The organism is Citrobacter sp. Cb023, from assembly GCF_030336805.1.
In the GTDB taxonomy this organism is placed as follows: Bacteria; Pseudomonadota; Gammaproteobacteria; order Enterobacterales; family Enterobacteriaceae; genus Citrobacter; species Citrobacter braakii.
This window is the reverse complement of record NZ_JAOWCV010000040.1, coordinates 132,876-159,231: the sequence shown is the minus strand read 5'-3', so window position 1 is coordinate 159,231 and position 26,356 is coordinate 132,876. Positions and strand designations below refer to the sequence as shown.

The following is a 26,356-nucleotide window of genomic DNA, read 5'->3' as shown; positions in this document are numbered from 1 at the left end:
CAAAAATGGATTGGTATTTAAACGTATTAAAGAACTACTTTGGTTTTGGGGGCCGCGCGCGTCGTAAAGAATACTGGATGTTTGTGCTGGTCAACATCATCTTTACGTTCGTGCTGGGCATTCTGGACAGAATGCTTGGCTGGGAACGCGCCGGAGGGGAAGGCATATTAACGACGATTTATGGGGTTCTGGTCTTTATCCCGTGGTGGGCGGTGCAGTTCCGGCGTTTACATGACACCGACCGCTCGGCCTGGTGGCTACTGGTGCTGCTGATCCCGATCGTAGGCTGGTTGGTAATCATCATTTTCAACTGTCAAAATGGGACTCAGGGGAGCAACCGCTTCGGCGCTGACCCGAAACAACTGTCCTGATGTAATACACCATCTTGTCGGCCGGATAAGGTGCATTTGCACCGCATCCGGCGTAACAGCCCTGCTATTTACCCGCAAACAGCTTGGGAATTTCCCGCAAACACCAGGATTTCGCTTCGCCCATGCTGTCTCGACGCCAGGCCATAATAATATCAATTTCGCTTGTCGATTCCGGGCTAACCACACGCAACCGACCCGCCGCAATGTCCTCTTCCACCAGCGGGTATGGCATCGTCGCCACGCCAAGGCCGGCCAACAGCGCCTGGCGTTTATCTTCTATCGAACTCACCGTCAGACGCGGCTGTTTATCCAGCAGTTGAACCGTCAGCACCGGGCGTTCGCGGGCCGTGTCCGCCACCGCGATTCCACGGTACTTCACGCGGGTGACTTCCGATAACGGTTCCGGCTCCTGATGAATTGGATGATCCGGGGCCGCCACATATACGTTCATCAGCGAGTACAGCTTGCGCGAGTTGATTTCCGAAGATGAGCGAAAATGCATATCCGGCGCAATCACGATATCCGCCCGCCCCTGCTCCAGACGCTCCCACGCCCCGGCCAGAACTTCGGTAATAACGGAAAGCTGGGTATTGGCCTTCCCGGCAAGTCTGTCGATCAGCGGGAAAAACGCCGCCGTCGGCACCAGCGCTTCGGTGACGATGGTCAGATGCGTTTCCCAACCGCGAGCCAGCGCTTCGGCATCGGTGGTCAGCTTATCCGCAGCTTCCAACAGTACACGCCCACGTTCCAGCAGCATACGCCCGACGTTGGTGAATTTTGTGCGATGACCTGAACGGTCGAACAGCACGACGTCCAGCTCTTCCTCCAGCTTCTGCATGGTATAGCTGAGCGCGGAAGGAACGCGCCCCAGTTCGTCCGCTGCGGCGGCAAAGCTGCCACGCCGGTCTATTGCGTCCATGACGCGTAACGCCTCAAGCGTTAAAGCCCTTTCTTTGGCCATCTCGTTCTCATTCAGGAAATTTGAACATACCGGGCAGAATATCTGGCTAACAATGCAGCGTCTAGCCATTTAACATAAAAGGAAGTAAAGAGAGGTCAAGAACTATGATTACTACCCGTACAGCCAAACAATGCGGGCAAGCAGACTACGGCTGGCTGCAGGCCCGTTATACCTTCTCCTTTGGACACTATTTTGATCCTAAACTGCTGGGTTATGCCTCGCTGCGTGTTCTGAACCAGGAAGTTCTGGCACCGGGAGCCTCTTTCCAGCCACGTACCTATCCGAAGGTGGATATCGTCAATCTGATCCTCGAAGGGGAAGCGGAGTACCGCGACAGTGAAGGCAACCATATCCAGGCCAAGGCAGGAGAAGTTTTACTGCTCGCCACACAGCCGGGAATTAGCTACAGCGAACACAATATCAGCAAAGATAAACCGTTAACCCGAATGCAGCTCTGGCTGGATGCCTGCCCGCAGCGCGAAAACGCCTGCGTACAGAAAGCCACGCTGAATGCCGGTAAGCATCAGTTGCTCGCCTCGCCGGATGGAGAACAAGGCAGCCTGCATCTGCGTCAACAGGTATGGGTGCACCACGTTGAACTGCAACAAGGTGAATCGCTGAGTTTTCAGTTACATGGGCCGCGGGCTTACTTACAGTCGATCCACGGCAGATTCCATGCGGTGACATCTGGCGCCGAAAAGGAAGCGCTCACCTGCGGCGATGGCGCATTTATTCGTGACGAAACTAACATAACGTTAGTCGCCGATACCGCGCTGCGCGCTTTGCTGATAGATTTGCCCGTATAGTCAGGGAAAACAATGGAGTACGACTATTGAGCAAGAAATCATCAAAAAAACGCCAGCCGCAGGTTGAGCCGAAAAAACAGGATACTGTGACCTTCGGCTATGAAGAAATGCTGACAGAGCTGGAAGCGATTGTGGCGGATGCCGAGCTACGGCTGGAAGACGAAGAAGCCGCCTGAAAAGGCGGCTTAGAGTTATGCCGGGGGCGATTCCGCCTTACCCGGCCTGCAGATTAATGTGCCTTACTGGCCATGATCTCAATGATCTGCTTGTCGGTTTCCTGCATCGAGCGACACGCCAGCGCACACAGGTTCGTGATAGATTGCTCCACGTTGTGCGCCACAATCCCTTCATTGCCGGTCACAGCGGTATCATCCAGCGCCATCAGCACCGCTTTCCACGCCGCAGATGCGCTGGTTGAAACTTTCATCGCGCAGCTGTTTGAGGCACCATCGCAAATCATTCCGCTCACGTCGCCAATCATGCTGCTGATTGCCATCGCGATGGTGTTGTAGCGACCATCAACAATCCACGCCATCCCCGCCGCGGCGCCCATCGCCGCCGTGGTTGCCGCACACAGTGCAGACAAACGCGGAAGCTGATGATGGATGTAGATAGCGCTCAGGTGAGACAACATCAGCGCACGCGCCAGTTTTTCTTCATCCGCACCAAAGTGCTCAGCCACCACCATTACCGGAACGGTCGCGGTAATCCCCTGATTTCCAGAGCCCGAGTTGCTCATTGCCGGAAGCGTCGCTCCCCCCATTCGCGCATCCGATGCAGCACTGGTGCGGATCAGAATAGAGGTAGAGAGATCGTTCGCCAGCAGGCCACGCGCGCACTGCTTCTCAAGCGTGGTTCCGATGTGCAAGCCCCAGTTACCGCGCAGCCCTTCCTGGGACAGCGCACCGTTCAGTTTCGCCGCATCGAGAATAAAGCGGATTGACTCAAACGGTACCGCGTTCACGAACGCCAGAATCTCTTCCAGCGACGTGTGGGACAATACCGCCAGCGGTGACTCTTGCTCCTCTTCCTGAGCGTTCTGTTCTGTCGTGAACACCACGCCCTTATTGGTCTCAATGTGCACAATGTTGGTATGACCACCAACAATCGTCACGCACGCCCATCCCTCAGCGCTATAAACCTTCGCACGGGAGAAGAGAATGTCCTCGCATGGCTCCTGCAGCATCACTGCGACCTTCCCGGCGGTAAGCATCGCTTTCGCATCGGCAATCGCTTGAGGCGAGGCGTCTTTCAGTACCTCTAAACCGGCGTGGGCATTTCCCCCCAGCGCACCCAGTGCCGCCGCCACAGGCAGCCCAACCATTCCGGTACCCGGCACGGTAACGCCCATGCCGTTTTTCATCAGGTTCGGTGAGACCCACGCATCAATGCGTTCAACCGCGCCGTCCAGCTCAGAGGAGGCGACCGCTGCCGCCAGAGCCAGAGAGATAGGTTCCGTGCAGCCCAGCGCAGGCTTAACTTCTTCCTGCACCGCGCGGATAAAACTATCCCATAATGGATTCAATGTAGTCTCAAACATAACAACAACCTTTGCTCAGATATCTCAGGAAAATGCCAGGAACGGAGAAACGCACAGCAGCAGGCCCGTGACAATAATCAGATACAGGGAAGCGCCTTTGTATTTGTGCAGTGCAGGAACTTTGTAGACCAACCAGGCCGGGATCAGACATCCCACCATGCCGAAGATAGGGCTACAAATAGAAGTGAAGCTCAGTACCGGCGCATTGAGCACAATGGCTCCCCACGCCAGCAGGATAGCGAAAACCATAATGCCGCGCTGAACCAGGGTCTCATTGATTTTCTCGGCTGGCATTTTGCGGCGCAGAACGTTCATCACGATCCCTTGAGTGGCTTCACGGAACCCTAAGTAAACGCCGAAGAAAGCGGTCATTACGGCAAAGATGTTCAGAATAACGCTGACGATTTTCACCCAGCCAGCACCCGCGCCGCTGATAAACTGCGCGGCAATCGCCAGAGCGGAAATGTTCTGCTCATAAGCTTTAACCGCTTCGTCATGGCCCATCGCCAGCGTGAAGGAAACGGCGTAGAAAAAGACGGTCACAAACAGAATACCGAACGCAATATTCATGGCTCGCAGGGCTTTATGGCGTGCCACTTCAATGGATTTATTGCGAGAACGATAGGAGATAACCATCGGGCTTAAGGTCTGAATAAACAGAATCGAGGTCAGGGTAAACGGCAGCGTGATAATCGCGTTTTTGATCAGCAGCGCCATCGGCGGCAGTGAACCTACGTTATATAAATGCCACATCCCAACCATCGACACGCCAAGCGCCGCCACCACCAGCAGCTTGGTCAGTACCATACCGGTGGAGATTTTAAACAGCAGTTTTTCCCCGCGGGACGAGATAGCCACCAGGATGCAAATCAGCACCAGGCCATAGAACGGGCTGTCGGACAGTAACCCTTCAGTAACACCAAAAGTATGCAGGTAGGAGGCGCTATCGTTGGTGATGGCGGTGGAATAGACGAACATCCAGATAACCAGCATCACAAAATACAACGCACCTAACAGGATGCCCCAGTTCTTACCCAGATAGCCGCTGATCACGCTCGGGTAGTCTTTACACTCAGGGGACTCAGCCAGCGTATTAATAAACAGACGCTGGAACAGATACATGGCTGGATAGCCAATGATAGAGGAGAGCAAAAACACCCACAGCCCCATCAAACCCACCTGGACGGGAAGAAAAACAATCCCCGCACCAATTGCCATACCGATACTCATAATGACCCAGCCGGTGTCCATGCTGTCGAATTTAATGGCTTCGCGCCATTCACTTTCGGTCATTCCCGCCCGACGTGCTGGAGCAGATGCGTCGAGTATTACGCTGTTATTCGTTGCCGTTTCCATAATTTTCCGCTCAATGTGTAGGTAGAGGTTTTTATATTTTTTTCGTACTGCCTCAATGCGATACGCAGTACTACGGTGCAGGTGAGCTATTGGAGTAATGAGGAAATCATACGCGCAGGATCAGAGAAAAACTTCACAAACAAACCCCTGTAATTTCTAAAAGTTAAGAAATATTTTCTCTTTTATTTCAATATAAAGAATTGAATTTCTATATTTGAAGCAGATCACAACAAAAAAGGCGCACTAACGTGCACCTTTTTTATCATGCCATATTGATTAATTTATTGCTGGATAGCGCTGCGCTTACCAGGCACGGTTTTTCACCTCAGGTACAAACCACTTTAATTGCCAGCCCACCGCGTGAGGTTTCACGGTATTTGTCGTTCATATCTTTGCCCGTTTCATACATGGTCTCGATCACTTTATCGAGCGAAACGCGTGGTTCTGACGTTCGACGTAGCGCCATGCGCGCGGCGTTGACGGCTTTTACTGCGTTGATCGCATTACGTTCAATGCACGGTATTTGCACCTGTCCGGCTACCGGATCGCAGGTCAGCCCCAGATTATGCTCCATGGCGATTTCCGCTGCGATACAGACCTGCGAAGGGCTACCGCCCAGCAGTTCTGTCAGACCGGCAGCCGCCATTGAACAGGCTACGCCAATCTCACCCTGGCAGCCCACCTCAGCACCAGAAATAGAGGCGTTCATCTTATACAGCGCGCCTATCGCCCCCGCGGCCAGCAAATAGCGGGCAATGGAGTTCGCATTCACCGGACGGCGGAACTTGTCGTAATAGGCCAATACGGCGGGAATAATCCCACATGCACCGTTGGTCGGCGCCGTCACAACCCGGCAGCCGGCGGCGTTTTCTTCGCTCACGGCCAGCGCGAACATGTTGATCCAGTCAATAACGTTCATCGGGTCGCTGGACAGATTATCGCTGGAAACCAGCAACCGACGTAACGCCACGGCGCGACGCGGAACGTTAAGCGGCCCCGGCAGGACGCCTTCGGTGTTCATGCCGCGCTCAATCCCGGCGTGCATGACGTCCCAAATGGCGGCAAAGCCAGCATCGATTTCCTCTTTGCTGCGCATCGCCAGCTCGTTTTGCATCATCAAGCCGGAAACAGACAGCCCATTGCGCTCGCACAGTTTCAGCAGTTCGCTGGCGGAATGAAAATTGTAGGGCACGTGTGCTTCAACATCATGCACCTGCCCAAATTGCTCCTCTTCAATGATAAAACCACCGCCGACGGAGTAATAGGTTTTGCTTAATAGCCTCTCGGTGCCGTTCCACGCGGTGATACGCATGCCATTTTCATGGCGCGGCAGGGTTTCGGTATGAAAGAGAATATTTTCATCTGGAGAGAAATCGACAACATGCGTGCCCTCAGCAACCGGCAAACGTCCGGTACGGGCTACTTCCTGAGTAAAACCAGCGATTGAGTCTATATTAACGTTTTGCGGACTATTACCGGCCAACCCCATCATGATCGCGACATCTGTCGCATGACCTTTCCCGGTCAGGGAAAGCGACCCGTAAAGATCGACCACAATATGCGTGGTTCTGGGGAGTTCGCCGCTGCTGACCAACAGATCGATAAAGCTTTTACCTGCGTTCATTGGCCCCACGGTATGGGAGCTGGAAGGTCCAATGCCAATCTTGAAAATATCGAATGCGCTAATCATATCCACACCCTCGGATTGCCGTTCAGTGAAGACCAGGTTTCACACTCATTAAGGATTGGGGCGATCCTGAGATCGCCCCGCAAGGGATTACAGCGTGTCGCCACGTACGGCGATGGCTTCAATCTCCAGCTTCACATCCTTTGGTAAGCGGGCGACCTGTACGCAACTGCGCGTGGGGTAGATAGCCTGATGCTCATCAAAGAACTGCTGGTACACCTGGTTAATGGTGGCGAAGTCGTTCAGGTCGGATACGAAAACGGTAGTCTTCACGATATCGCTCACTTTCAAACCTGCGGACTCGACGATCGCTTTCACGTTTTCCAGGCTTTGACGTGCCTGATCGGCCACGTTTTCTGCCACTTCACCGGTCTGTGGACACACCGGGATTTGACCTGACGTCAACACCATGCTGCCCAGATCCACGCCCTGTACGTAAGGCCCAATCGCCCCTGGCGCACATTCGGTTGCAATAACTTTTCTCATAATCCCTCCGGCGTCAGAGCGCCTGGGTGAAAGTACGTGAAATAACATCCTGCTGCTGTTCACGGGTCAACGCGTTGAAGCGCACCGCATAGCCAGACACGCGGATCGTCAGGTTCGGATAGTTTTCCGGGTGCTCAACGGCATCCATCAACATTTCACGGTTCATAACGTTAACGTTCAGATGCTGCCCACCTTCCACATGCGCTTCGTGGTGGAAGTAACCATCCAGCAGACCAACCAGGTTGGTTTTACGCACCCCATCTTCTTTGCCCAGTGCAGCCGGCACAATGGAGAAGGTGTACGAGATACCGTCTTTGGCATAGGTAAACGGCAGTTTGGCCACTGAGGTTAACGACGCAACCGCGCCTTTACGATCGCGGCCGTGCATCGGGTTAGCCCCCGGCGCAAACGGCGTACCTGCGCGACGTCCGTCCGGTGTGTTACCGGTTTTCTGTCCGTACACCACGTTGGAGGTGATGGTCAGGATGGACTGCGTCGGCACCGCGTTACGGTAGGTTGGCAACACTTTAATTTTCTTCATGAAGCGTTCGACCAGGTCGCAGGCAATGCTGTCTACTCGCTCGTCGTTGTTGCCGTATTGCGGATAGTCGCCTTCGATTTCGAAATCGACAGCCAGACCGTTTTCATCACGAATCGGTTTCACGCGGGCGTATTTGATAGCCGACAGAGAATCCGCCGCCACGGACAGACCCGCCATACCACAAGCCATCGTGCGATAGACATCACGATCGTGCAGCGCCATCAACGAAGCTTCATAGCTGTACTTGTCGTGCATATAGTGGATGATGTTCAGCGCGCTGATGTACTGCACAGCCAGCCAGTCCATAAAGTGGTCCAGGCTCTCCATCACCGTATCGTAATCCAGCACGTCATCCATCAGCGGTGCCGTTTTCGGCCCAACCTGAATTTTCAGCTTCTCATCCACGCCGCCGTTGATTGCGTACAGCAACGTTTTGGCGAGGTTGGCACGCGCACCGAAGAACTGCATTTGTTTGCCGATAACCATCGGGCTTACGCAGCAGGCAATGGCATAGTCATCGCTGTCAAAGTCGGCACGCATCAAATCGTCGTTTTCATACTGCAAAGACGAGGTGATGATAGACACCTGGGCGGCGTACTTTTTGAAGGCAATCGGCAGTGCTTCAGACCACAGCACCGTCAGGTTCGGCTCAGGCGCCGGTCCCATGGTGTGCAGCGTATGCAGGTAGCGGAACGAGTTTTTCGTCACCAGCGTGCGGCCATCCAGCCCCATGCCGCCGATAACTTCAGTCGCCCAGATAGGGTCGCCTGAGAACAGGGTGTCGAATTCCGGCGTGCGCAGGAAGCGCACCATACGGATCTTCATAATGAAGTGGTCGATCAGCTCCTGCGCCTGCTGCTCGTTTAAAATTCCCGCTTTGAAATCGCGCTCAATGTAGATGTCGAGGAACGATGCGGTTCGGCCCAACGACATTGCGCCGCCGTTCTGAGATTTCACCGCAGCCAGGTAAGCAAAGTAAACCCACTGCACCGCTTCCTGCGCATTACGCGCCGGGCGGGAGATATCGCAGCCGTACTTCGCTGCCATTTCCTGCATCTGCAGCAGGGCGCGACGGTGCTCAGACAGCTCTTCGCGCAGGCGAATCGTGGCTTCAAGATTCTGGCCCCACTCCAGGTTCGACTGGAGATCGGCAAACTGCAGTTCACGCTCGCGTACCAGGTAGCGGATACCGTACAACGCGACGCGGCGATAGTCGCCGATGATACGACCACGGCCATAGCCGTCCGGCAGACCGGTCAGCACGCCGGATTTACGGCAGCGCAGCATATCCGGAGAGTAGGCGTCGAATACGCCCTGGTTATGGGTTTTACGCAGTTCAGTAAACTGGTATTCAAAATCAGCATCCATCTCACGACCATAAGCATCAAAAGAGCTTTTGATCATGTTGATGCCGCCAAACGGATGCAGAGCGCGCTTGAGCGGCTTATCCGTTTGCAGACCAACGATTTTTTCCAGTTCTTGTTCAATATAACCCGCATCATGTGCGGTTATCGTGGTGGCAATATTGGTATCGAAATCAACCGGCGCGTGCGTCGAGTTTTCAATACGGATGCCCGCCATGACTTTTTCCCACAATGCAGTGGTCGCTGGCGTTGCTTCGGCGAGGAAAGATTCATCCCCTTCATAAGGCGTATAGTTGTGCTGAATAAAATCACGGACATTAATTTCTTCTTTCCAGTCCGTACCTTTAAAGCCATTCCAGGCTTCGGCATACAGCATATCGCTGGTATCGATATTTACCTTCATGAAAAATAATCTCTCTGCTGAAAATTAATTATGCAAATTCTACTGGTATATTAATTTTGCCTAACGCAATGGCATCACGCGCAATCATTTTCTCTTCATTTGTGGGAATAACCGCACAAATAACACGAGCATCTTTATTAGAGATAATTCTTTCGCCATGGGAATTTGGCAGGCTATTCATCTCGCTGTCGATATTCACCCCTAAAACGGCGAGATGTTCAATAACCAGACGACGAATTAATACCGAGTTCTCACCTATTCCACCGGTGAAAATAATCCCATCAAGACGATGCAGCGAAGCGGCATGTCCGGCGATATGGCGCGCGATACGATGCACAAACGTTTTAATCGCCAACTGCGCACGCTCATGTCCCTCGTGCCAGGCTTTTTCTAACGTACGTAAGTCAGAGGACAAACCGGAAATACCCAGTAAACCGGACTCTTTATTCACAACGCGCTCAAGGTCGCTCAGCGTCTGGTTGGTTTCGCTGGCAATCCACGCCATGGCGCCGAAATCGACGTCACCGCTGCGTGTGCCCATCATCAGTCCTTCCAACGGCGTCATGCCCATTGAGGTATCAACGCTCTGCCCGTTACGCACCGCGCAGATTGACGCGCCGTTCCCCAGGTGAGCCACAACCAGACCGGAGTCATCACTCTGCAGCTCAAGAAGCTCATGCGCTCGCTGAGATACATAGCGGTGCGACGTGCCGTGGAAGCCATAACGACGAACGCCTAACTCCTCAAAATATTTCCACGGTAGACCGTAAAGATAGGCCTCAGGGGCCATCGTCTGGTGGAAGCTGGTATCAAATACCGCAACCTGCTGCACGCCTGGGAAAAGGTGCTGTGCGGATTCAATCCCACTGAGGTTCGCATAATTATGTAACGGTGCTAAAGGCGATACCCGGCGAATATTATCGATAACGTCGTCAGTAATAATTGCTGATTCGGTAAAGATATTTCCACCGTGGGCAATGCGGTGGCCAATTAAGGCCACGCTGTCCATTAAATTACGTTTTTCCAGTTCAACGGCGATTGCTTTTAATGCGTCTTCGTAGCTGTGGTGAGCCAGCTTAGCTGGCTCTCCTCCATTAATTGCTATGAACGCATTTTCAGAGTTAATACCGTCCGCGATTCCCGCCATTAAAACTTCACAGTTCGCTGCATCCAGCACTGAGAATTTAATGGAAGACGAACCACAGTTAATAACCAGTACTACCGGAAACTCATTCATTTCACTACTCCGCTCATCCTGAGCTTAAGGATTAAAACAGTTTGTAGACAATGTTCAGGATAGTCAGCAGACCAATCACGGTAACAAACACGTTATCCAGACGGCCACGGTATTTCGCCAGTGACGGCGCTTTACGGATGGCATACATCGGCAGCAGGCAGAGCAGAGAGGCAATAATCGGCGCGCCCATTGCTTCAATCAGGTCCAGGATGTTCGGGTTGGCGTAAGCCACAACCCAGGTGGAGCCCATGATGAAGATCATGCTGATGGTATTAAGTTTGCCAGCGGAAACCTTAGTTTTATCGCCTTTGTAACCAAACTTCAGTACCAGACCGTTCAGACCTTCCAGCGTGCCCAGGTAGTGGCCGAAGAAAGATTTGAAGATAGCAACCAGTGCGATGATTGAAGCGCCGTACTCCAGAACGGTCGCGAAGGTGGACTTCGAACCGGACAGTGAAGCGAAGTGGTTCGCCAGGTAAGACAGTACTGGAATGTTCTGCGCTTTCGCATCCGCCATGTTTGCCGGAGAGAGCGTGAACAGGCAGCTAAAGGCAAAGAACATCACCACGGCAACCATCAGCATACTGGCGCGAGAGATGATTTTTGAACATTTCTGCTCAGTAAATTCGCGACCGTAATCTTTCTCATACTCTTCACGTTTAGAGACCACGAAGGAAGAAACGATAGGTGAGAAGTTGAAAGAGAACACCATGATGGAAATACCCAGCCACACGGTAACCAGGATGCCGTCATGGCCAGTCAGAGCGATATTGCTGAGATCAACCTGATCGATAACCGCAGAGTTCCAGTAAGGAATCAGAGACAGAGAGATCAGCACCAGGCTGGCAATAAACGGCCATACCAGGTAGCTCATCACTTTAACCATCAGATCCTTACCAAACCAGATGACGAATGCCATCAGCAGCAGCAGGAACAGTGCCACGAAGCCACGGTTTAACGCTGGCATCTGCAACTGGTTTTCCCAAAAGGTCATAAAGGTGTTGGTAATGGTGACGCCATAAATCCACAGCAGCGGACAAATCGCAAAGAAGTAGAGGAACGTGATAACCACGCCGCCCGTTTTACCAAAGTGCTCTTCAACCGTTTCTGTGATGTTACCGGAAGGGTTAGAACCGGAAAGACACAGGCGTGCCAGCGCACGGTGGCAATAGAAGGCGATGGGGTATGCTAACACCAGCATTATCAGAATGGGGATCAGTCCGCCAAAACCTGCGCGGATAGGGAAGAACAGCACCCCGGCGCCGATGGCTGTACCAAATAAACCCAGTGTCCAGGTGGTGTCCGATTTGCGCCAGGACGACTGTTTTGTCTGGCTGGATACAATGCTATCAGTAGTACTCATATCCTATCCTCAACGAAGTATATTAAGCGTCAACTAAACCAGTAATTTGAGATACACGAGAAAGGTCGATATTACCGCCAGAAATAATGCTGACTGTTTTTCTGTTCTGGATATAGCTATCTAATTTCCCGCTTAATAATGCTGCGCAAGCCAGCGCGCCGGCACCTTCAGTCACAACTTTATTTCGCTGAATTAATGCCACCATGCTGTTGCGAATTTCATCTTCGCTGACCAGGACAATGTCATCCACCAACTCACGAACAATTTCATACGTTAAAGTACCCGGGCGGGAAACGTCACAACCATCCGCCAGGGTGCCGGTCGTTCGGTGCGTGGTTATTTCTCCAGCGTGGAAAGAAGCCGCCATGCCGTGAACATTTTCAGACTGTACGCCAATAATTTTAATAGTCGGGTTAATAGATTTAATTGCCACCGCAATACCAGCAATCAGTCCGCCACCGCCAATTGGCACAATCACGTTATCGACATCGTACAGATCTTCCAGAATTTCCAGACCAATAGTGCCCTGACCAGCAATCACTTTCGGGTCATCATATGGCGGAATAAAGATACGGCCTTCAGTTTCCACAATCTCGCTAACCTTAGCGATGGTGTCGTTGAAGTTGTCGCCGTGCAGCACAACCTCTGCGGAATAATCGCAGGTTGCAGCAACTTTAGACTTCGGCGCGCCTTTCGGCATGACCACTTTGCCGTCGATTCCGAGCATGGCGCAGGAGAGAGAAACCCCTTGCGCATGGTTACCTGCAGAGCAAGCCACCACGCCCTTACATCTTTCAGCTTCGGTTAATGAACTGAGCTTGTTAAACGCACCACGGATTTTAAATGAACCGGTACGCTGCATATTTTCAAACTTGAGGAAAATTTCCCCTTTGCAACGTTCACTAAAATAGTTAGAGCGAGGCATTCCCGTTTTATAAATTTTCCCCGCCAGTCTTTTTTTCGCTTCGAGGATATCTTCAATTGCAACTGGGAGATCGTATGTAATGTGCATTAGAACCTCTTACTAGGGTATTAAAGTAAATAGATAGCCGTGACCATTGTCAGATATAGACAGATGGCGTTGATTTCGTGTTAAAACAAATTCAATCTTTAATCAATTTCAATTAATTGCCTTCGTCTCCGACAATTATATGATGAATACTCTTTGGCTAATTCCACCAAAATAGATGCTGCTTTTTTAATTCGATAATTTTTCGACCATACGGCGGCATAACGCGCGACGGGTAAGGTTTCTTCTACCGGGATAGTAATAAACTGGTTTGAGCCAAATGGTGTGGTCATATCGCAGGGAATTACTGTTAAGAAATCAGCATTGAGAACAAGATTATAAATCGTAACGACGGAGTCTGTTTTAACGATGTTTTCACTGCTGATGCCATTATTTTGTAACGTGGTTAGAAGTTCACTGTAGTACCCCATATTCGTTTGTGGCAACACCCACTGTTCGTTTTTCAACGCGCTCAGCGAGGTGATGCCGGTGCATGTTCGGGACTTGCTGGCAACCAGGATGAAGTCTGACTCAAAGAGCGGTTCAACATGCAGATCGTGCAGTTTCATCTCATCACTCAGCGTACCGATCGCGAAGTCCAGACGCCCGTCACGAATCGCAGGTAAGAACGAGGAGAGCTGAGCTTCATACATGGAAACCTGCGCTTTCGGGAACACTTCTTTGAATTTTTTAATCATGCCGGACATGATGGTGAAGGCAATCAGTGAAGGAAAGCCAAACGACACATCAACGACCGCATTGCTCGTCATGCTGTTCATCTCATCAACCATGTTCTTCATTTCACGGGTAATAGATTCAGACCATGAGAGCATAACCTGACCTGCCTGAGTTAAAGTCACACCAGTATTTTTGCGTACGACTAACTCAATACCGAAATAAGCTTCTACATCATTAATGATTTTGCTGACAGCCGGTTGAGTTAAACCTAATTCTTTTGCAGCTGAGCCGATAGAACCACTTCTAATGACTTCCTGAAAGACCACTAAGTGCTGTGTTTTAGGGAGTGTAATAGTATTCATATCGACCTGCGCTAATTACTTTGTTGACGGCAGGAAGTGTACCAAATTAAGCGAACGAGGATATGTGCTACCACTCACAAATCCCCTTGACTTACATTTTGTAAGACTATTATTTAAATTGAAATCACTTAATAATCATATAGATATGAAATATCGATCTCACTTTATCCTGACTTTAATCAAAAAAAGATGGGGGGATAACGATTTTTTATGGCTATAACAACACCATTTCTCCTGCTATTTCTTAAAACCACGAAAGGCTATATTTCAATCAATTACAGAGTAATTACCAGGCAAAACAGCGCTTAAATTTAATAAGCAACTTATCAAATATAATTATATTTTATCGTTTATAGTGGTCAAATAACGTTACGCATCACGTTTTTTAGCCTTATTTGTTTGTAAAGAAACATTGCATTTATTAATATTTAAACCAAAACATACAAATAATCATCACATGCAACATTGCATTAACAGTAGTTTTGTACAATTTATCAGCCAGTAATTTTGTGATGGCGATCGATTGCGTTCGATTATTCTCGATAAAAACGTATCGCGCAGCGTTTTGTGCTAGTCATCACAAAAAATGAAATATCCCGCAAGACATTCCCTCAGATAAAAGAAGTTCAGCGCGTAAATAAAGGTCAAATAACGATGAGATGAATGGGAAATAAAGGCCTGATTCGTGGTGAACCAACTACAACACGACAGGAAAAACGTCTGCCGGATGGCAGTGTAAACGTCTTATCCAGTCTATAAAGCAAAAAACCTCGCCGAAGCGGGGTTTTTATAAAGAGTGAAGTTGACCGATAAGCCGAGTTCTTTTGAGCATAGCGTCGTGGACAGTCTGCCTATAAAGCAAAAAACCTCGCCGAAGCGGGTTTTTTATAAAGAGGTGAAGCTGACCGATAAGCCGCGTTCTTTTGAGTATAGCGTCGTGGACAGTCTGCCTACAAAGCAAAAACCCCGCCGAAGCGGGGTTTTATAAGGAGGTGAAGCTGACCGATAAGCCGGGTTCTGTCGTGGACAGTCATTCATCTAGGCCAGCAATCGCTCACTGGCTCAAGCAGCCTACCCGGGTTCAGTACGGGCCGTACCTTGTGAACCCCTATTTGGCCTTGCTCCGGGTGGAGTTTACCGTGCCACGGACTGTTACCAGCCGCGCGGTGCGCTCTTACCGCACCCTTTCACCCTTACCTGATCCCACTTGCGTGGGCCATCGGCGGTTTGCTCTCTGTTGCACTGGTCGTGGGTTTCCCCCCCAGGCGTTACCTGGCACCCTGCCCTATGGAGCCCGGACTTTCCTCCCCTCCGCCCGTCTCCCCCGAAGAGGACGACGACGAAGCGGCGACTGTCTGGTCAGCTTCGGCGCGCAGTATAGAGGGTTTGCGGGGCATTGTCACCCCGCACTGCGCATTCCTATCGCCAACGTGGCGGCGATGTTTCTTGAAGCGCGATAAATATTATCAAATGCCCCACGAAAGGCCTCTTCCAGCGTGCTGATGGTGGTTAATACGCTAAACACCGCATCGATACCATATTGATGCACCACCTCCACATCGCGCGTCAGGCTGCCGCCAATACCAATTACCGGCTTGTGGTACTTCTTCGCGACATTCGCCACACCCACCGGCACTTTGCCGTGAATGCTCTGGCTGTCAATCCGCCCTTCTCCGGTCACCACCAGCGTACAGTCATGAATATGCTCTTCCAGATTGAGCGCCTGGGTCACAATCTCAATACCACTGCGCAGCTCCGCACCTAAAAAAGCCATTAACGCGGCGCCCATTCCGCCTGCCGCACCTGAGCCAGGAACGTTTTTCACATCAACCCGCAGCGATTTTTTAATGATGTCGGCATAGTGAGACAGATTGCGGTCCAGTTCGATAATGCGTTCTTCCGTCGCCCCTTTCTGCGGGCCAAAAATGCGCGAAGCGCCAGTATCGCCGGTAAGTGGATTGGTCACATCGCAGGCCACGCGAATTGAGCAGGTTTTTAAGCGCGGATCCAGGCCCGTTATATCGATGGTGTTCAAACTCTCCAGGCTTCCACCACCGTTGCCAATCTCTGTCCCGTTGGCGTCGCAGAGTTTCGCCCCCAGAGCCTGCACCATACCCGCGCCGCCATCGTTGGTCGCACTGCCGCCAATACCAATAATGATGCTCTGCGCACCGCTATCCAGCGCCTGCAAAATCAACTCCCCGGTGCCACGCGACGTGGTGACTAACGGGTTACGCTTTTCAGGAGGAACTAACGCCAGACCGCTGGCTGCCGCCATTTCGATAAACGCGGTTTTACCATCTCCAGACATGCCCCAGCAGGCATTCACTTTTTCGCCCAGCGGCCCTGTCACCCACGCTGAATGTTCACTCCCCTGCGTAGCGGCAATCATGGCTTCGACCGTTCCTTCACCGCCATCGGCAACCGGGACAGAAACATATTGCGCATCGGGGAAAATTTCCCGAAATCCTTTTTCTATTGCCTGAGCTACCTCGGTGGCAGAAAGGCTTTCTTTATAAGAGTCTGGGGCAATTACGATTTTCATAGTTATGTAGCCTGACAGTGCCGCGCAAGGCAAGAAATACAGGGCGCGCATCCGCGCCCTTCTTGTTAGCGAGTGACTTCCACTTTCGCCAGTTTTTCGTAGTAGCATGCGAGTGCGCTATGATCGGCGGTGCCCAGCCCATCAGCGCGTAGCGCCTGCATCATCTCCATGACTGCAGCAGTCAGCGGTAACTGAGCGCCAACGCCATGAGAGGTATCCAGCGCGTTCGCCAGATCTTTAATATGCAGGTCGATACGGAAACCCGGCTTAAAGTTTCTGTCCATAACCATCGGCGCTTTCGCATCCAGTACGGTGCTTCCCGCCAGCCCACCACGGATCGCCTGATACACCAGATCCGGGTTTACGCCCGCTTTGGTCGCCAGCGTCAGCGCTTCCGACATCGCCGCAATGTTCAGCGCCACAATCACCTGATTCGCCAGCTTGGTGACGTTACCTGCGCCGATATCACCGGTATGTACCACGGAACCTGCCATCGCCTTCATCAGATCGTAATATTTGTCAAAAATCGCTTTATCACCGCCAACCATCACCGACAAAGTACCGTCGATGGCTTTCGGTTCGCCACCGCTTACCGGCGCGTCCAGCATATCCACGCCTTTCGCTTTCAGCGCGTCGCTGATTTCACGGCTGGCTAACGGCGCGATGGAGCTCATGTCGATCAGCACTGTCCCCGGTTTCGCCCCTTCAATAATGCCGCCCTCTCCCAGCGCCACTTCTTTCACATGCGGAGAATTCGGCAGCATGGTGATGATCACATCGCACTGCTCGGCAATATCTTTCGCCGTAGCGGCGGTTTCTGCGCCTGCGGCAATTACTTCCGCAATGGATTCCGGGTTACGGTCAGCAACCACCAGCGAGTAACCTGCCTTGAGGAGGTTTTTACTCATTGGTTTACCCATAATACCGAGGCCAATAAAACCAACTTTCATTGTCATGTCTTTATCTCTCTCTACTGTCGAGGGTGGTTATTTCTTAAAAGAATCAGCCAATTTTTGCGTGGCTGAACGGAACACGCCAAGATCGCTGCCAACGGCAACAAACGTCGCGCCCCACTCCAGATAACGACGCGCATCCGCCTCTACCGGGGCCAGAATGCCGCTTGGTTTGCCGTGTGCTTTCGCGCGGGCAAAAATGTGCTGGATAGCTTTCTGCACATCAGGATGTGACGCATTGCCGAGGTGGCCTAACGCCGCAGCCAGATCGCTTGGGCCGACGAAGACCCCGTCGACGCCTTCTGTCGCCGCGATTGCGTCAACGTTATCAACGCCCTGTTGACTTTCGATCTGCACGATGATGGTGATGTTCTTATTCGACTGCGCAAAATAGTCCGGTACGGTGCCAAACATATTGGCGCGATGGGATACGGACACGCCGCGAATACCTTCCGGCGGATAGCGGGTCGACGCCACGGCGTTCACCGCCTCTTCTTCCGTCTCCACGAACGGGATCAGGAAGTTGTAAAATCCGATATCCAGCAGGCGTTTGATAATTACCGGCTCGTTGGTCGGTACGCGCACTACCGGCGCGCTGGCGCTGCCTTTCAGCGCCATCAATTGCGGGATAAACGTCGATATGTCGTTCGGCGCGTGTTCGCCGTCCAGCACCAGCCAGTCAAAACCCGCCAGGCCTAAAACTTCGGTACTGATTGGGCTGGCTAATGCAGACCAGCAGCCAATCTGAATCTGTTGCGCCGCGAGAGCCGCTTTAAACTTATTCGGAAAAATCGTGTTATTCATCGCTTACACCTTTGTTTATTTCTGCAATTCCATACGTTTAATGTCACCGACAATAAACAGGTAGCAAACCATTGCCATCAGCGCCGAGCACCCTACAAACATCAGCGCAGCATTAAATGAGTGCAGCTCGCTCACCAGATACCCAATCACCAGCGGGGTGACGATGGAAGCCACATTGCCAAATACGTTAAATACCCCACCGCACAGACCGACAATCTCTTTCGGCGCAGTATCGGAAATCACCGGCCACCCCAGCGCTCCGAAGCCTTTACCGAAGAACGCCAGCGCCATCAGTGCCACCACCAGGGTGGTGTTATCGGTGTAGTTACACAGAATAATGGTCGAGGCGAGCAGCATTCCGAGCACAATCGGCAGCTTACGTGCCAGAGTGATGCTGAAGCCACGTTTAATCAGATAATCAGAGAACACGCCGCCGAGTACGCCACCGGCAAATCCGCACAGCGCAGGAATCGAAGCCACCAGGCCCACTTTCAGGATCGACATGCCTTTTTCCTGTACCAGGTAAATCGGGAACCAGGTGAGGAAAAACCAGGTAATTGTGTTGATAAAATACTGTCCGAAGAACACGCCGAGCATCATACGGTTAGTGAGCAACTGCTTGATATAATGCAATTTAGGACCGCCTGACTTCACATCACCCGGCTTTTTATGGTCCATATCCACGACCGCGCCGTTTTCAGAGATAAACTTCAGCTCTTCTTGCGACATACGCGGGTGATCGGTTGGGTTATGAATAAACTTTACCCACAGTCCGGTGAGCACAAAACCAATCACGCCCATCACGGTAAAGACGTGTTCCCAGCCCCAGGCGAAGGTCAGCCAGCCCAGCAGCGGCGAAAACAGCGCCAGAGAGAAATACTGTGCGGAGTTAAAAATTGCGGACGCCGTACCGCGCTCTTTCGTCGGGAACCAGGCCGCCACGATACGGGCATTCGCCGGGAAGGACGGCGCTTCCGAGAAGCCCAGCATAAAGCGCATGATGAACATTGAAATACCCGCCCAGGCCAGCGGGAACATGTCGACAAAGCCCTGCAGGAAGGTAAACAGCGACCAGAAGAACAGGCTGTAGGTATAGACTTTCTTTGAACCGAACTTATCCAGCAGCCAGCCGCCGGGGATTTGCATTAACAGGTAAGCCCAGCCGAAAGCGGAGAAAATGTACCCCATTGAGATGGCACTGAGCTGTAACTCTTTCGCCACTTCCGTGCCGGCAATTGACAGCGTTGCACGGTCCGCATAGTTAACGGCTGTAACGATAAATATTATCAGCAATATTAAGTAACGGGTGTGCGTGCCTTTCTTTTTCTCGACAACTGTATCCAGAATCATTCTAATTACCTCGGGTACATTAAATTTTTATTATTATTGGGTAGATATTCCTGGTGATAAATTACTGATAATAAGAACGCATAATAATTTATCAGACGCTATGAAACCGTGATTTAGTATAATCAGCAGCGCAACGTTAATCATTGTGCAAGCGCTCATTAAACATGCATCATTAAAATAATGTTTTGGGCATATGCACACATACATGGGCGCTAATGCACACATTTACGTATTGCTACCCCTGGTGGGGCGGCCTTGCTGAGTTTAAGTGATCATCATCACATTCTTGGCGATAAACTCCTGACATTCTTATTTCACGATACCGAATCTTTATTACTTATAATTAGATTCAAAATATAAATATCCACACTATTATCACCACCTTGTTGGAGAATACTGGACAATGGCCGACATCGAAATCAGACAAGAATCGCCAACGGCGTTTTATATTAAAGTTCACGAAACAGATAATGTGGCGATAATTGTCAATGACAATGGTCTGAAAGCTGGGACGCGTTTTCCAGACGGACTGGAACTCATTGAACATATTCCCCAGGGACATAAAGTGGCGCTCTTGGATATTCCTGTTCGCGGCGAAATCGTGCGTTATGGCGAAGTGATAGGCTATGCCGTTCGCGATATCCCACGCGGCAGTTGGATTGATGAATCAATGGTTGAGCTACCCAAGGCCCCGCCGCTGGAGACGCTGCCGCTGGCAACCAAAGTGCCAGAGCCGCTGCCGCCTCTTGAAGGTTACACCTTCGAAGGTTATCGCAATGCGGACGGTAGTGTCGGCACCAAGAATCTGCTCGGTATTTCCACCAGCGTGCACTGCGTGGCGGGCGTGGTGGATTATGTGGTGAAAATCATTGAGCGCGATCTGCTGCCCAAATACCCGAACGTTGACGGCGTGGTCGGACTCAATCATCTGTACGGCTGCGGCGTGGCGATTAATGCCCCAGCCGCCATCGTGCCGATTCGTACCATTCACAATATTGCGCTAAACCCGAACTTTGGCGGTGAAGTGATGGTCATTGGCCTCGGCTGCGAAAAACTGCAGCCAGAGCGCCTGCTGGAAGGCACGCACGACGTGAAAAGTATTCCGGTCGAAAGCGCGAGCATCGTCAGCCTGCAGGATGAAAAACACGTTGGCTTTCAATCGATGGTTGCCGATATTTTGCAGGTGGCCGAACACCATCTGGCAAAACTCAATCAACGCCAGCGTGAAACCTGCCCGGCGTCAGAACTGGTGGTCGGCATGCAGTGCGGCGGCAGCGATGCGTTTTCAGGCGTGACGGCCAACCCGGCGGTCGGTTATGCCTCCGACCTGTTAGTACGCTGCGGCGCCACCGTAATGTTCTCTGAGGTTACCGAAGTGCGCGATGCCATCCATCTTCTGACCCCACGTGCGATTAACGAAGAAGTAGGTAAACGCCTGCTTGAAGAGATGGCCTGGTACGATAACTACCTTGATATGGGCAAAACGGATCGCAGCGCCAACCCTTCTCCAGGCAACAAGAAAGGCGGTCTGGCAAACGTGGTGGAAAAAGCGCTGGGTTCTATTGCCAAGTCTGGCAAGAGCGCGATTGTCGAAGTCTTGTCGCCGGGCCAACGCCCAACCAAACGCGGCCTGATTTACGCGGCTACACCCGCCAGTGATTTTGTCTGCGGTACGCAGCAGGTCGCTTCCGGGATCACCGTGCAGGTGTTCACCACCGGACGCGGTACGCCGTACGGCCTGATGGCCGTGCCGGTGATAAAAATGGCGACCCGTACCGAGCTGGCCAACCGTTGGTTTGACCTGATGGACATCAACGCAGGCACCATCGCCACCGGCGAAGAAACCATTGAAGACGTGGGTCTGAAACTGTTCGAGTTTATTCTCGACGTCGCCAGCGGGCGTAAGAAAACCTTCTCGGATCAATGGGGACTGCATAACCAACTGGCGGTGTTTAACCCGGCGCCAGTGACCTGATTCCTGAAAGCTAAATTCGATTACAGGTCGGGGAGTTCGCAAACTTCCCGACTTTTTTATCAGATACTCACCAGAACAACCTCAATCCCATGTTTACGTAAACCTTCCAGACTATCCTCTGGAATACCTTCATCAACAATAATCATATCAATCCGCTGGGTATCAATGATCTTATGCAGGCTGGAGCGGTTAAACTTCGTCGAGTCAGTAACGACAATGATACGCTCAGCCACTTCACACATCCGACGGTTGAGACGCGCTTCATCTTCGTTGTGTGTGCTAACACCACGCTCTAAATCGATGGCATCAACGCCAAGAAACAGCATGTCGAAGTGATAATTTTGTAGCGATTGCTCTGCCTGATCGCCATAAAATGATTGCGACTGACGACGCAAATGGCCGCCGGTCATCAGCAGCTCAACCCCTTCGGCTTCCAGTAACGCATTGGCGACATTCATACCGTTAGTCATAGCAATGACGTTGGTTTGCTGGCGCATCAGGCGGGCAATTTCATACGTCGTGGTACCGGAGTCGAGAATCACGCGGTGCCCCGGTTTGATCAACTCCGCGGCGGCTCTGGCAATACTGCGTTTTACCGCCGTATTGAGTGAGCTCTTATCTTCAACAGAAGGCTCCACAACAAGCGCATTGCTTTCGCAAATCAGTGCTCCACCATAGGCGCGTACCGCAATCCCCTGCTTTTCCAGAAAGGCGAGGTCGTTACGAATAGTGACCGTGGAGACGCCAAAAAATAAAGAAAGATCGTTAACCTGAACGCTTCCCTGCTGCCGTAATCGCTGGATGATCTGCTCACGTCTTTCGCTAGTGCCGATAACGCGCTTGTCTGCAGAGGACTCGGTGTTACTCATATGAAATCCTTTAGTTGAATCTTTCGTTTTATTTCGTTTTTTCTATTAACGCCTTTCTTTTACGTGAATGCAAGCCCCGTAAACGGGTAAGAGCCAGACAGACTTACGCTGAAACCTTTCATTGCGTTTCTTTTGTGAAACAGATCGGAAAACCATTATCTTTCGTTTTATTTTTATACCACCATGATGCAGTATTAAATGAAACAAAACGAAAGAATGATGTCGCAGTTATCTGACCTGGAGAGGAAAGTGAAACATCTAACTAAAATGGTCGAGCAGCATAAATGGGGGAAGGCAAACGGGATTTATGCCGTTTGTTCCGCACATCCAATCGTACTGGAAGCCGCAATACGCTACGCCCATGCCAATCATACACCGCTGTTGATCGAAGCAACCTCTAATCAGGTTGACCAGTTTGGCGGCTATACGGGTATGACACCAGCCGATTTTCGCAGTTTTGTCTGCCGTTTAGCCGACTCGCTTAATTTTTCTCAGGATATGCTGATTTTCGGCGGGGACCATCTTGGGCCAAACCGTTGGCAAAATCTGCCAGCAGAAGAGGCAATGGCCAACGCTGACGATCTGATCAAGAGCTATGTCGCCGCAGGCTTTAAAAAGATCCACCTCGATTGCAGCATGTCGTGTACTAACGACCCGGTTCCCCTGACTGATGAAATCGTCGCCGAGCGCGCCGCACGCCTGGCAAAAGTAGCCGAAGAAACCTGTATGGCACATTTTGGTGAGTCTGACCTGGTCTATGTGATCGGCACAGAAGTTCCGGTTCCTGGTGGCGCTCACGAAGCGTTAACCGAACTGGCGGTAACAACGCCGGATGCCGCACGTGCAACGTTACAGGCCCATTATCACGCCTTTGAAAAGCGCGGGCTGGAAGGTATCTGGCCGCGTATTATCGCCCTGGTGGTACAACCTGGCGTTGAATTCGACCACACACACATCATTGATTATCAACCGCAGAAAGCCGTGGCACTCAGCAAAATGGTGGAAGACTACGACACGCTGGTTTTTGAAGCGCATTCTACCGATTACCAAACGCCACAGTCCTTGCGCCAACTGGTGATAGATCACTTCGCCATTCTGAAAGTGGGACCCGCGCTGACCTTTGCCCTACGTGAAGCACTGTTTTCGTTAGCCGCTATTGAAGAAGAATTGCTGCCAGCAAAAGCCAGTTCAGGCCTGCGACATGTGCTGGAAAGCGTGATGCTTGATCGACCAGAATACTGGCAGAGCCACTATCACGGCGATGGAAACGCGCGCCGTTTGGCCCGCGGTTATAGCTACTCCGATCGGGTTCGTTACTACTGGCCGGACAACCAGATTGATGAAGCATTCGAACGTCTGGTGCGTAATCTGGCGGATGACCCCATTCCACTGCCGCTAATTAGCCAGTATTTACCCTTGCAGTACGTAAAAGTGCGCGGGGGAGATCTCAGCGCCACACCGCGAGAACTCATCATTAACCATATTCAGGACATACTGCAGCAATATCACTGCGCCTGCCTGGGTGCGCCAGATCGTAACGAATAACAAAAAAGAGAAAAATACCATGCCAAACATTGTATTAAGTCGCATTGATGAACGTCTGATTCACGGTCAGGTTGGTGTGCAATGGGTCGGATTTGCGGGGGCAAATCTGGTGCTGGTCGCTAATGATGAAGTGGCTGAAGACCCAGTACAGCAAAACCTGATGGAAATGGTACTGGCAGAAGGGATCGCCGTACGCTTCTGGTCACTACAAAAAGTGATCGACAATATTCACCGTGCCGCCGATCGCCAGAAAATTCTGCTGGTTTGCAAATCGCCTGCGGATTTCTTCCGTCTGGTTGAAGGCGGTGTTCCTGTTAACCGTATCAACGTTGGCAATATGCACTATGCCAACGGCAAGCAACAAATCGCCAAAACGGTTTCTGTAGACGCTGCCGATATTACGGCGTTCAACGGGCTAAAAGCCGCTGGGGTGGAGTGCTTCGTTCAGGGCGTTCCAACAGAAGCCGCCCAGGACCTCTATAAACTTCTCTGAGGTATTCACAATGGAAATTAGTCTGTTGCAGGCTTTTGCGTTGGGTATTCTCGCCTTTATTGCAGGCCTGGATATGTTCAACGGGTTAACGCACATGCACCGCCCGGTTGTTCTCGGGCCGCTGGTCGGCCTGATTCTGGGCGATCTGCATACCGGTATTTTGACAGGTGGTACGCTGGAACTGGTGTGGATGGGCCTGGCCCCGCTGGCTGGGGCTCAGCCGCCAAACGTGATTATCGGCACTATCGTGGGAACCACGTTTGCCATAACGACAGGAGTAAAACCCGAAGTTGCCGTAGGAGTGGCGGTACCGTTCGCCGTAGCGGTACAGATGGGGATTACCTTCCTGTTCTCTGTGATGTCAGGGGTGATGGCTCGGTGCGATCGCATGGCAGCAAATGCCGATACCGCAGGAATTGAGCGGGTCAACTATTTGGCGTTGCTGGCGCTGGGGACCTTCTATTTTTTATGCGCGTTCCTGCCGATTTACTTTGGTGCGGAACATGCCAAAACCGCTATAGATGTTCTGCCGACTCGTCTGATTGACGGCCTCGGCGTGGCAGGCGGCATCATGCCAGCTATCGGCTTCGCCGTACTGCTGAAAATCATGATGAAAAACGTCTATATCCCCTACTTTATCCTGGGTTTTGTAGCCGCAGCCTGGCTCAAACTCCCTGTTCTGGCGATCGCAGCAGCAGCACTGGCAATGGCGCTGATCGATTTTCTGCGTAAATCACCTGAACCTACAGCTCCCGCAGCACAAAAAGAGGAATTCGAAGATGGCATCTAATCAAACGGCTCTGCCGAACGTTTCCGAAACCGAAGAAACGCTGCTGTCCGGCACCAATGAAAACGTCTACGAAGACCAGAATATAGGTGCTGAGCTGACGAAAAAAGATATCAACCGTGTTGCCTGGCGTTCAATGTTATTACAAGCCTCTTTTAACTACGAACGTATGCAGGCATCAGGATGGTTGTACGGCCTGTTACCTGCACTGAAAAAGATCCATACCAACAAGCGCGATCTAGCGCGTTCGATGAAAGGCCATATGGGCTTCTTCAACACGCACCCGTTCCTGGTCACGTTTGTTATCGGGATTATCCTTGCGATGGAACGCTCCAAGCAGGATGTCAACAGTATTCAAAGCACCAAGATTGCTGTAGGTGCTCCACTTGGCGGTATTGGTGATGCCATGTTCTGGTTAACGTTATTGCCTATTTGCGGTGGTATCGGGGCCAGTCTGGCGCTGCAAGGTTCTATTCTTGGCGCAGTTGTCTTTATTGTTATGTTTAACGTGGTTCATCTTGGTCTGCGCTTTGGGCTAGCACACTATGCATATCGAATGGGCGTTGCTGCCATCCCGCTAATAAAAGCTAACACCAAAAAGGTTGGACATGCTGCATCCATCGTTGGGATGACGGTGATCGGCGCGCTGGTAGCTACCTATGTTCGCCTGAGCACTACGCTGGAAATTACTGCTGGCGACGCGGTTGTGAAACTGCAAACAGACGTTATAGACAAATTGATGCCAGCATTTTTACCGCTGGTCTACACATTGACTATGTTCTGGCTGGTCCGTCGTGGCTGGAGTCCTCTTCGTCTTATCGCCATTACCGTGGTGCTTGGCGTCGTAGGTAAGTTCTGTCACTTCCTGTAA

At 51.5% G+C, this 26,356-nt stretch carries 23 protein-coding genes and 1 other RNA gene; 8 read left to right on the top strand and 16 right to left on the bottom strand.

The genetic code is table 11. The annotated features are described in order from the left end of the window. Positions 1–5 precede the first annotated feature (5 nt). A complete protein-coding gene (locus tag OGW44_RS21690) occupies positions 6–371 on the top strand; it encodes a DUF805 domain-containing protein (protein WP_016154623.1) in 366 nt (121 codons plus the stop codon). A gap of 64 nt (positions 372–435) precedes the next feature. Here OGW44_RS21690 and yhaJ read toward each other — a convergent pair whose 3' ends face one another. Next, positions 436–1,332, bottom strand: coding sequence for a DNA-binding transcriptional regulator YhaJ (gene yhaJ / locus OGW44_RS21685; protein ID WP_016154624.1), 897 nt, complete (start codon positions 1,330–1,332; stop codon positions 436–438). 104 nt (positions 1,333–1,436) lie between these two features. On the opposite strand from yhaJ, the gene OGW44_RS21680 reads away from it, so the two are divergent. Together OGW44_RS21680 and OGW44_RS21675 are read left to right on the top strand one after the other, a co-directional pair. Further along, the gene (locus OGW44_RS21680) at positions 1,437–2,138 is read left to right on the top strand and encodes a pirin family protein (protein WP_103284269.1); all 702 of its coding nucleotides are present in this window, start codon (positions 1,437–1,439) and stop codon (positions 2,136–2,138) included. A 26-nt stretch (positions 2,139–2,164) separates the two neighbouring features. Further along, positions 2,165–2,314: a protein YhaL gene (locus OGW44_RS21675; protein ID WP_016157540.1), complete on the top strand. Its 150-nt coding sequence runs from the start codon at positions 2,165–2,167 to the stop codon at positions 2,312–2,314. A 53-nt stretch (positions 2,315–2,367) separates the two neighbouring features. On the opposite strand, the gene OGW44_RS21670 is transcribed toward OGW44_RS21675, so the two are convergent. From OGW44_RS21670 to garP, 14 genes are all read right to left on the bottom strand, one after another. Next, the gene (locus tag OGW44_RS21670) at positions 2,368–3,678 is read right to left on the bottom strand and encodes an L-cysteine desulfidase family protein (RefSeq protein WP_016154627.1); all 1,311 of its coding nucleotides are present in this window, start codon (positions 3,676–3,678) and stop codon (positions 2,368–2,370) included. A gap of 24 nt (positions 3,679–3,702) precedes the next feature. Then, the gene (locus OGW44_RS21665) at positions 3,703–5,034 is read right to left on the bottom strand and encodes an SLC5/6 family protein (RefSeq protein WP_016157542.1); all 1,332 of its coding nucleotides are present in this window, start codon (positions 5,032–5,034) and stop codon (positions 3,703–3,705) included. 325 nt (positions 5,035–5,359) lie between these two features. Beyond that, positions 5,360–6,724: an L-serine ammonia-lyase gene (gene tdcG, locus OGW44_RS21660; RefSeq protein ID WP_019077758.1), complete on the bottom strand. Its 1,365-nt coding sequence runs from the start codon at positions 6,722–6,724 to the stop codon at positions 5,360–5,362. Positions 6,725–6,811: 87 nt separating this feature from the next. After that, on the bottom strand, positions 6,812–7,207 hold the full coding sequence (locus OGW44_RS21655) for an enamine/imine deaminase (protein ID WP_016157544.1): 396 nt from the start codon (positions 7,205–7,207) through the stop codon (positions 6,812–6,814). Between the two features lie 13 nt (positions 7,208–7,220). Continuing rightward, a complete protein-coding gene (pflB, locus tag OGW44_RS21650; RefSeq protein WP_181635175.1) occupies positions 7,221–9,515 on the bottom strand; it encodes a formate C-acetyltransferase in 2,295 nt (764 codons plus the stop codon). Positions 9,516–9,543: 28 nt separating this feature from the next. Then, positions 9,544–10,752: a propionate kinase gene (tdcD, locus tag OGW44_RS21645; protein ID WP_016154632.1), complete on the bottom strand. Its 1,209-nt coding sequence runs from the start codon at positions 10,750–10,752 to the stop codon at positions 9,544–9,546. Positions 10,753–10,783: 31 nt separating this feature from the next. After that, complete coding sequence (gene tdcC, locus OGW44_RS21640; protein ID WP_016154633.1) at positions 10,784–12,115, bottom strand: threonine/serine transporter TdcC; 1,332 nt, start codon at positions 12,113–12,115, stop codon at positions 10,784–10,786. A gap of 22 nt (positions 12,116–12,137) precedes the next feature. After that, positions 12,138–13,127, bottom strand: coding sequence for a bifunctional threonine ammonia-lyase/L-serine ammonia-lyase TdcB (gene tdcB / locus OGW44_RS21635; protein WP_003828594.1), 990 nt, complete (start codon positions 13,125–13,127; stop codon positions 12,138–12,140). Positions 13,128–13,225: 98 nt separating this feature from the next. Continuing rightward, positions 13,226–14,164, bottom strand: a complete 939-nt coding sequence (gene tdcA / locus OGW44_RS21630) for a transcriptional regulator TdcA (protein WP_003828596.1) — start codon at positions 14,162–14,164, stop codon at positions 13,226–13,228. A gap of 990 nt (positions 14,165–15,154) precedes the next feature. Continuing rightward, positions 15,155–15,531, bottom strand: an RNA gene (rnpB, locus tag OGW44_RS21625) — RNase P RNA component class A. A gap of 32 nt (positions 15,532–15,563) precedes the next feature. Beyond that, the gene (garK, locus tag OGW44_RS21620) at positions 15,564–16,709 is read right to left on the bottom strand and encodes a glycerate 2-kinase (protein WP_032947182.1); all 1,146 of its coding nucleotides are present in this window, start codon (positions 16,707–16,709) and stop codon (positions 15,564–15,566) included. A 65-nt stretch (positions 16,710–16,774) separates the two neighbouring features. Further along, a complete protein-coding gene (gene garR, locus OGW44_RS21615) occupies positions 16,775–17,665 on the bottom strand; it encodes a 2-hydroxy-3-oxopropionate reductase (protein ID WP_016154635.1) in 891 nt (296 codons plus the stop codon). A 30-nt stretch (positions 17,666–17,695) separates the two neighbouring features. Further along, the gene (garL, locus tag OGW44_RS21610) at positions 17,696–18,466 is read right to left on the bottom strand and encodes a 2-dehydro-3-deoxyglucarate aldolase (protein ID WP_005131731.1); all 771 of its coding nucleotides are present in this window, start codon (positions 18,464–18,466) and stop codon (positions 17,696–17,698) included. Positions 18,467–18,481: 15 nt separating this feature from the next. Continuing rightward, a complete protein-coding gene (garP, locus tag OGW44_RS21605; RefSeq protein WP_003024898.1) occupies positions 18,482–19,816 on the bottom strand; it encodes a galactarate/glucarate/glycerate transporter GarP in 1,335 nt (444 codons plus the stop codon). A 403-nt stretch (positions 19,817–20,219) separates the two neighbouring features. On the opposite strand from garP, the gene garD reads away from it, so the two are divergent. Next, positions 20,220–21,791: a galactarate dehydratase gene (gene garD / locus OGW44_RS21600; protein WP_049042721.1), complete on the top strand. Its 1,572-nt coding sequence runs from the start codon at positions 20,220–20,222 to the stop codon at positions 21,789–21,791. Between the two features lie 59 nt (positions 21,792–21,850). On the opposite strand, the gene OGW44_RS21595 is transcribed toward garD, so the two are convergent. Beyond that, positions 21,851–22,660 (bottom strand): DeoR family transcriptional regulator, encoded by an 810-nt coding sequence (locus OGW44_RS21595; RefSeq protein ID WP_016157548.1) that lies wholly within the window; start codon positions 22,658–22,660, stop codon positions 21,851–21,853. A gap of 219 nt (positions 22,661–22,879) precedes the next feature. Between OGW44_RS21595 and kbaZ the strand changes: the two genes are divergently transcribed. The 4 genes from kbaZ to agaE are packed head-to-tail and all read left to right on the top strand — an operon-like array spanning position 22,880 to position 26,356. Then, positions 22,880–24,205 (top strand): tagatose-bisphosphate aldolase subunit KbaZ, encoded by a 1,326-nt coding sequence (kbaZ, locus tag OGW44_RS21590; RefSeq protein WP_071600343.1) that lies wholly within the window; start codon positions 22,880–22,882, stop codon positions 24,203–24,205. A 19-nt stretch (positions 24,206–24,224) separates the two neighbouring features. Next, positions 24,225–24,698, top strand: coding sequence for a PTS N-acetylgalactosamine transporter subunit IIB (gene agaV, locus OGW44_RS21585; protein ID WP_016157550.1), 474 nt, complete (start codon positions 24,225–24,227; stop codon positions 24,696–24,698). A 10-nt stretch (positions 24,699–24,708) separates the two neighbouring features. Continuing rightward, complete coding sequence (gene agaW / locus OGW44_RS21580; protein ID WP_003839998.1) at positions 24,709–25,488, top strand: PTS N-acetylgalactosamine transporter subunit IIC; 780 nt, start codon at positions 24,709–24,711, stop codon at positions 25,486–25,488. Further along, entirely contained in the window at positions 25,478–26,356 is an 879-nt protein-coding gene (gene agaE, locus OGW44_RS21575; RefSeq protein ID WP_003024929.1) for a PTS N-acetylgalactosamine transporter subunit IID, read from the top strand. Before agaW ends, agaE begins: the two co-directional genes overlap by 11 nt.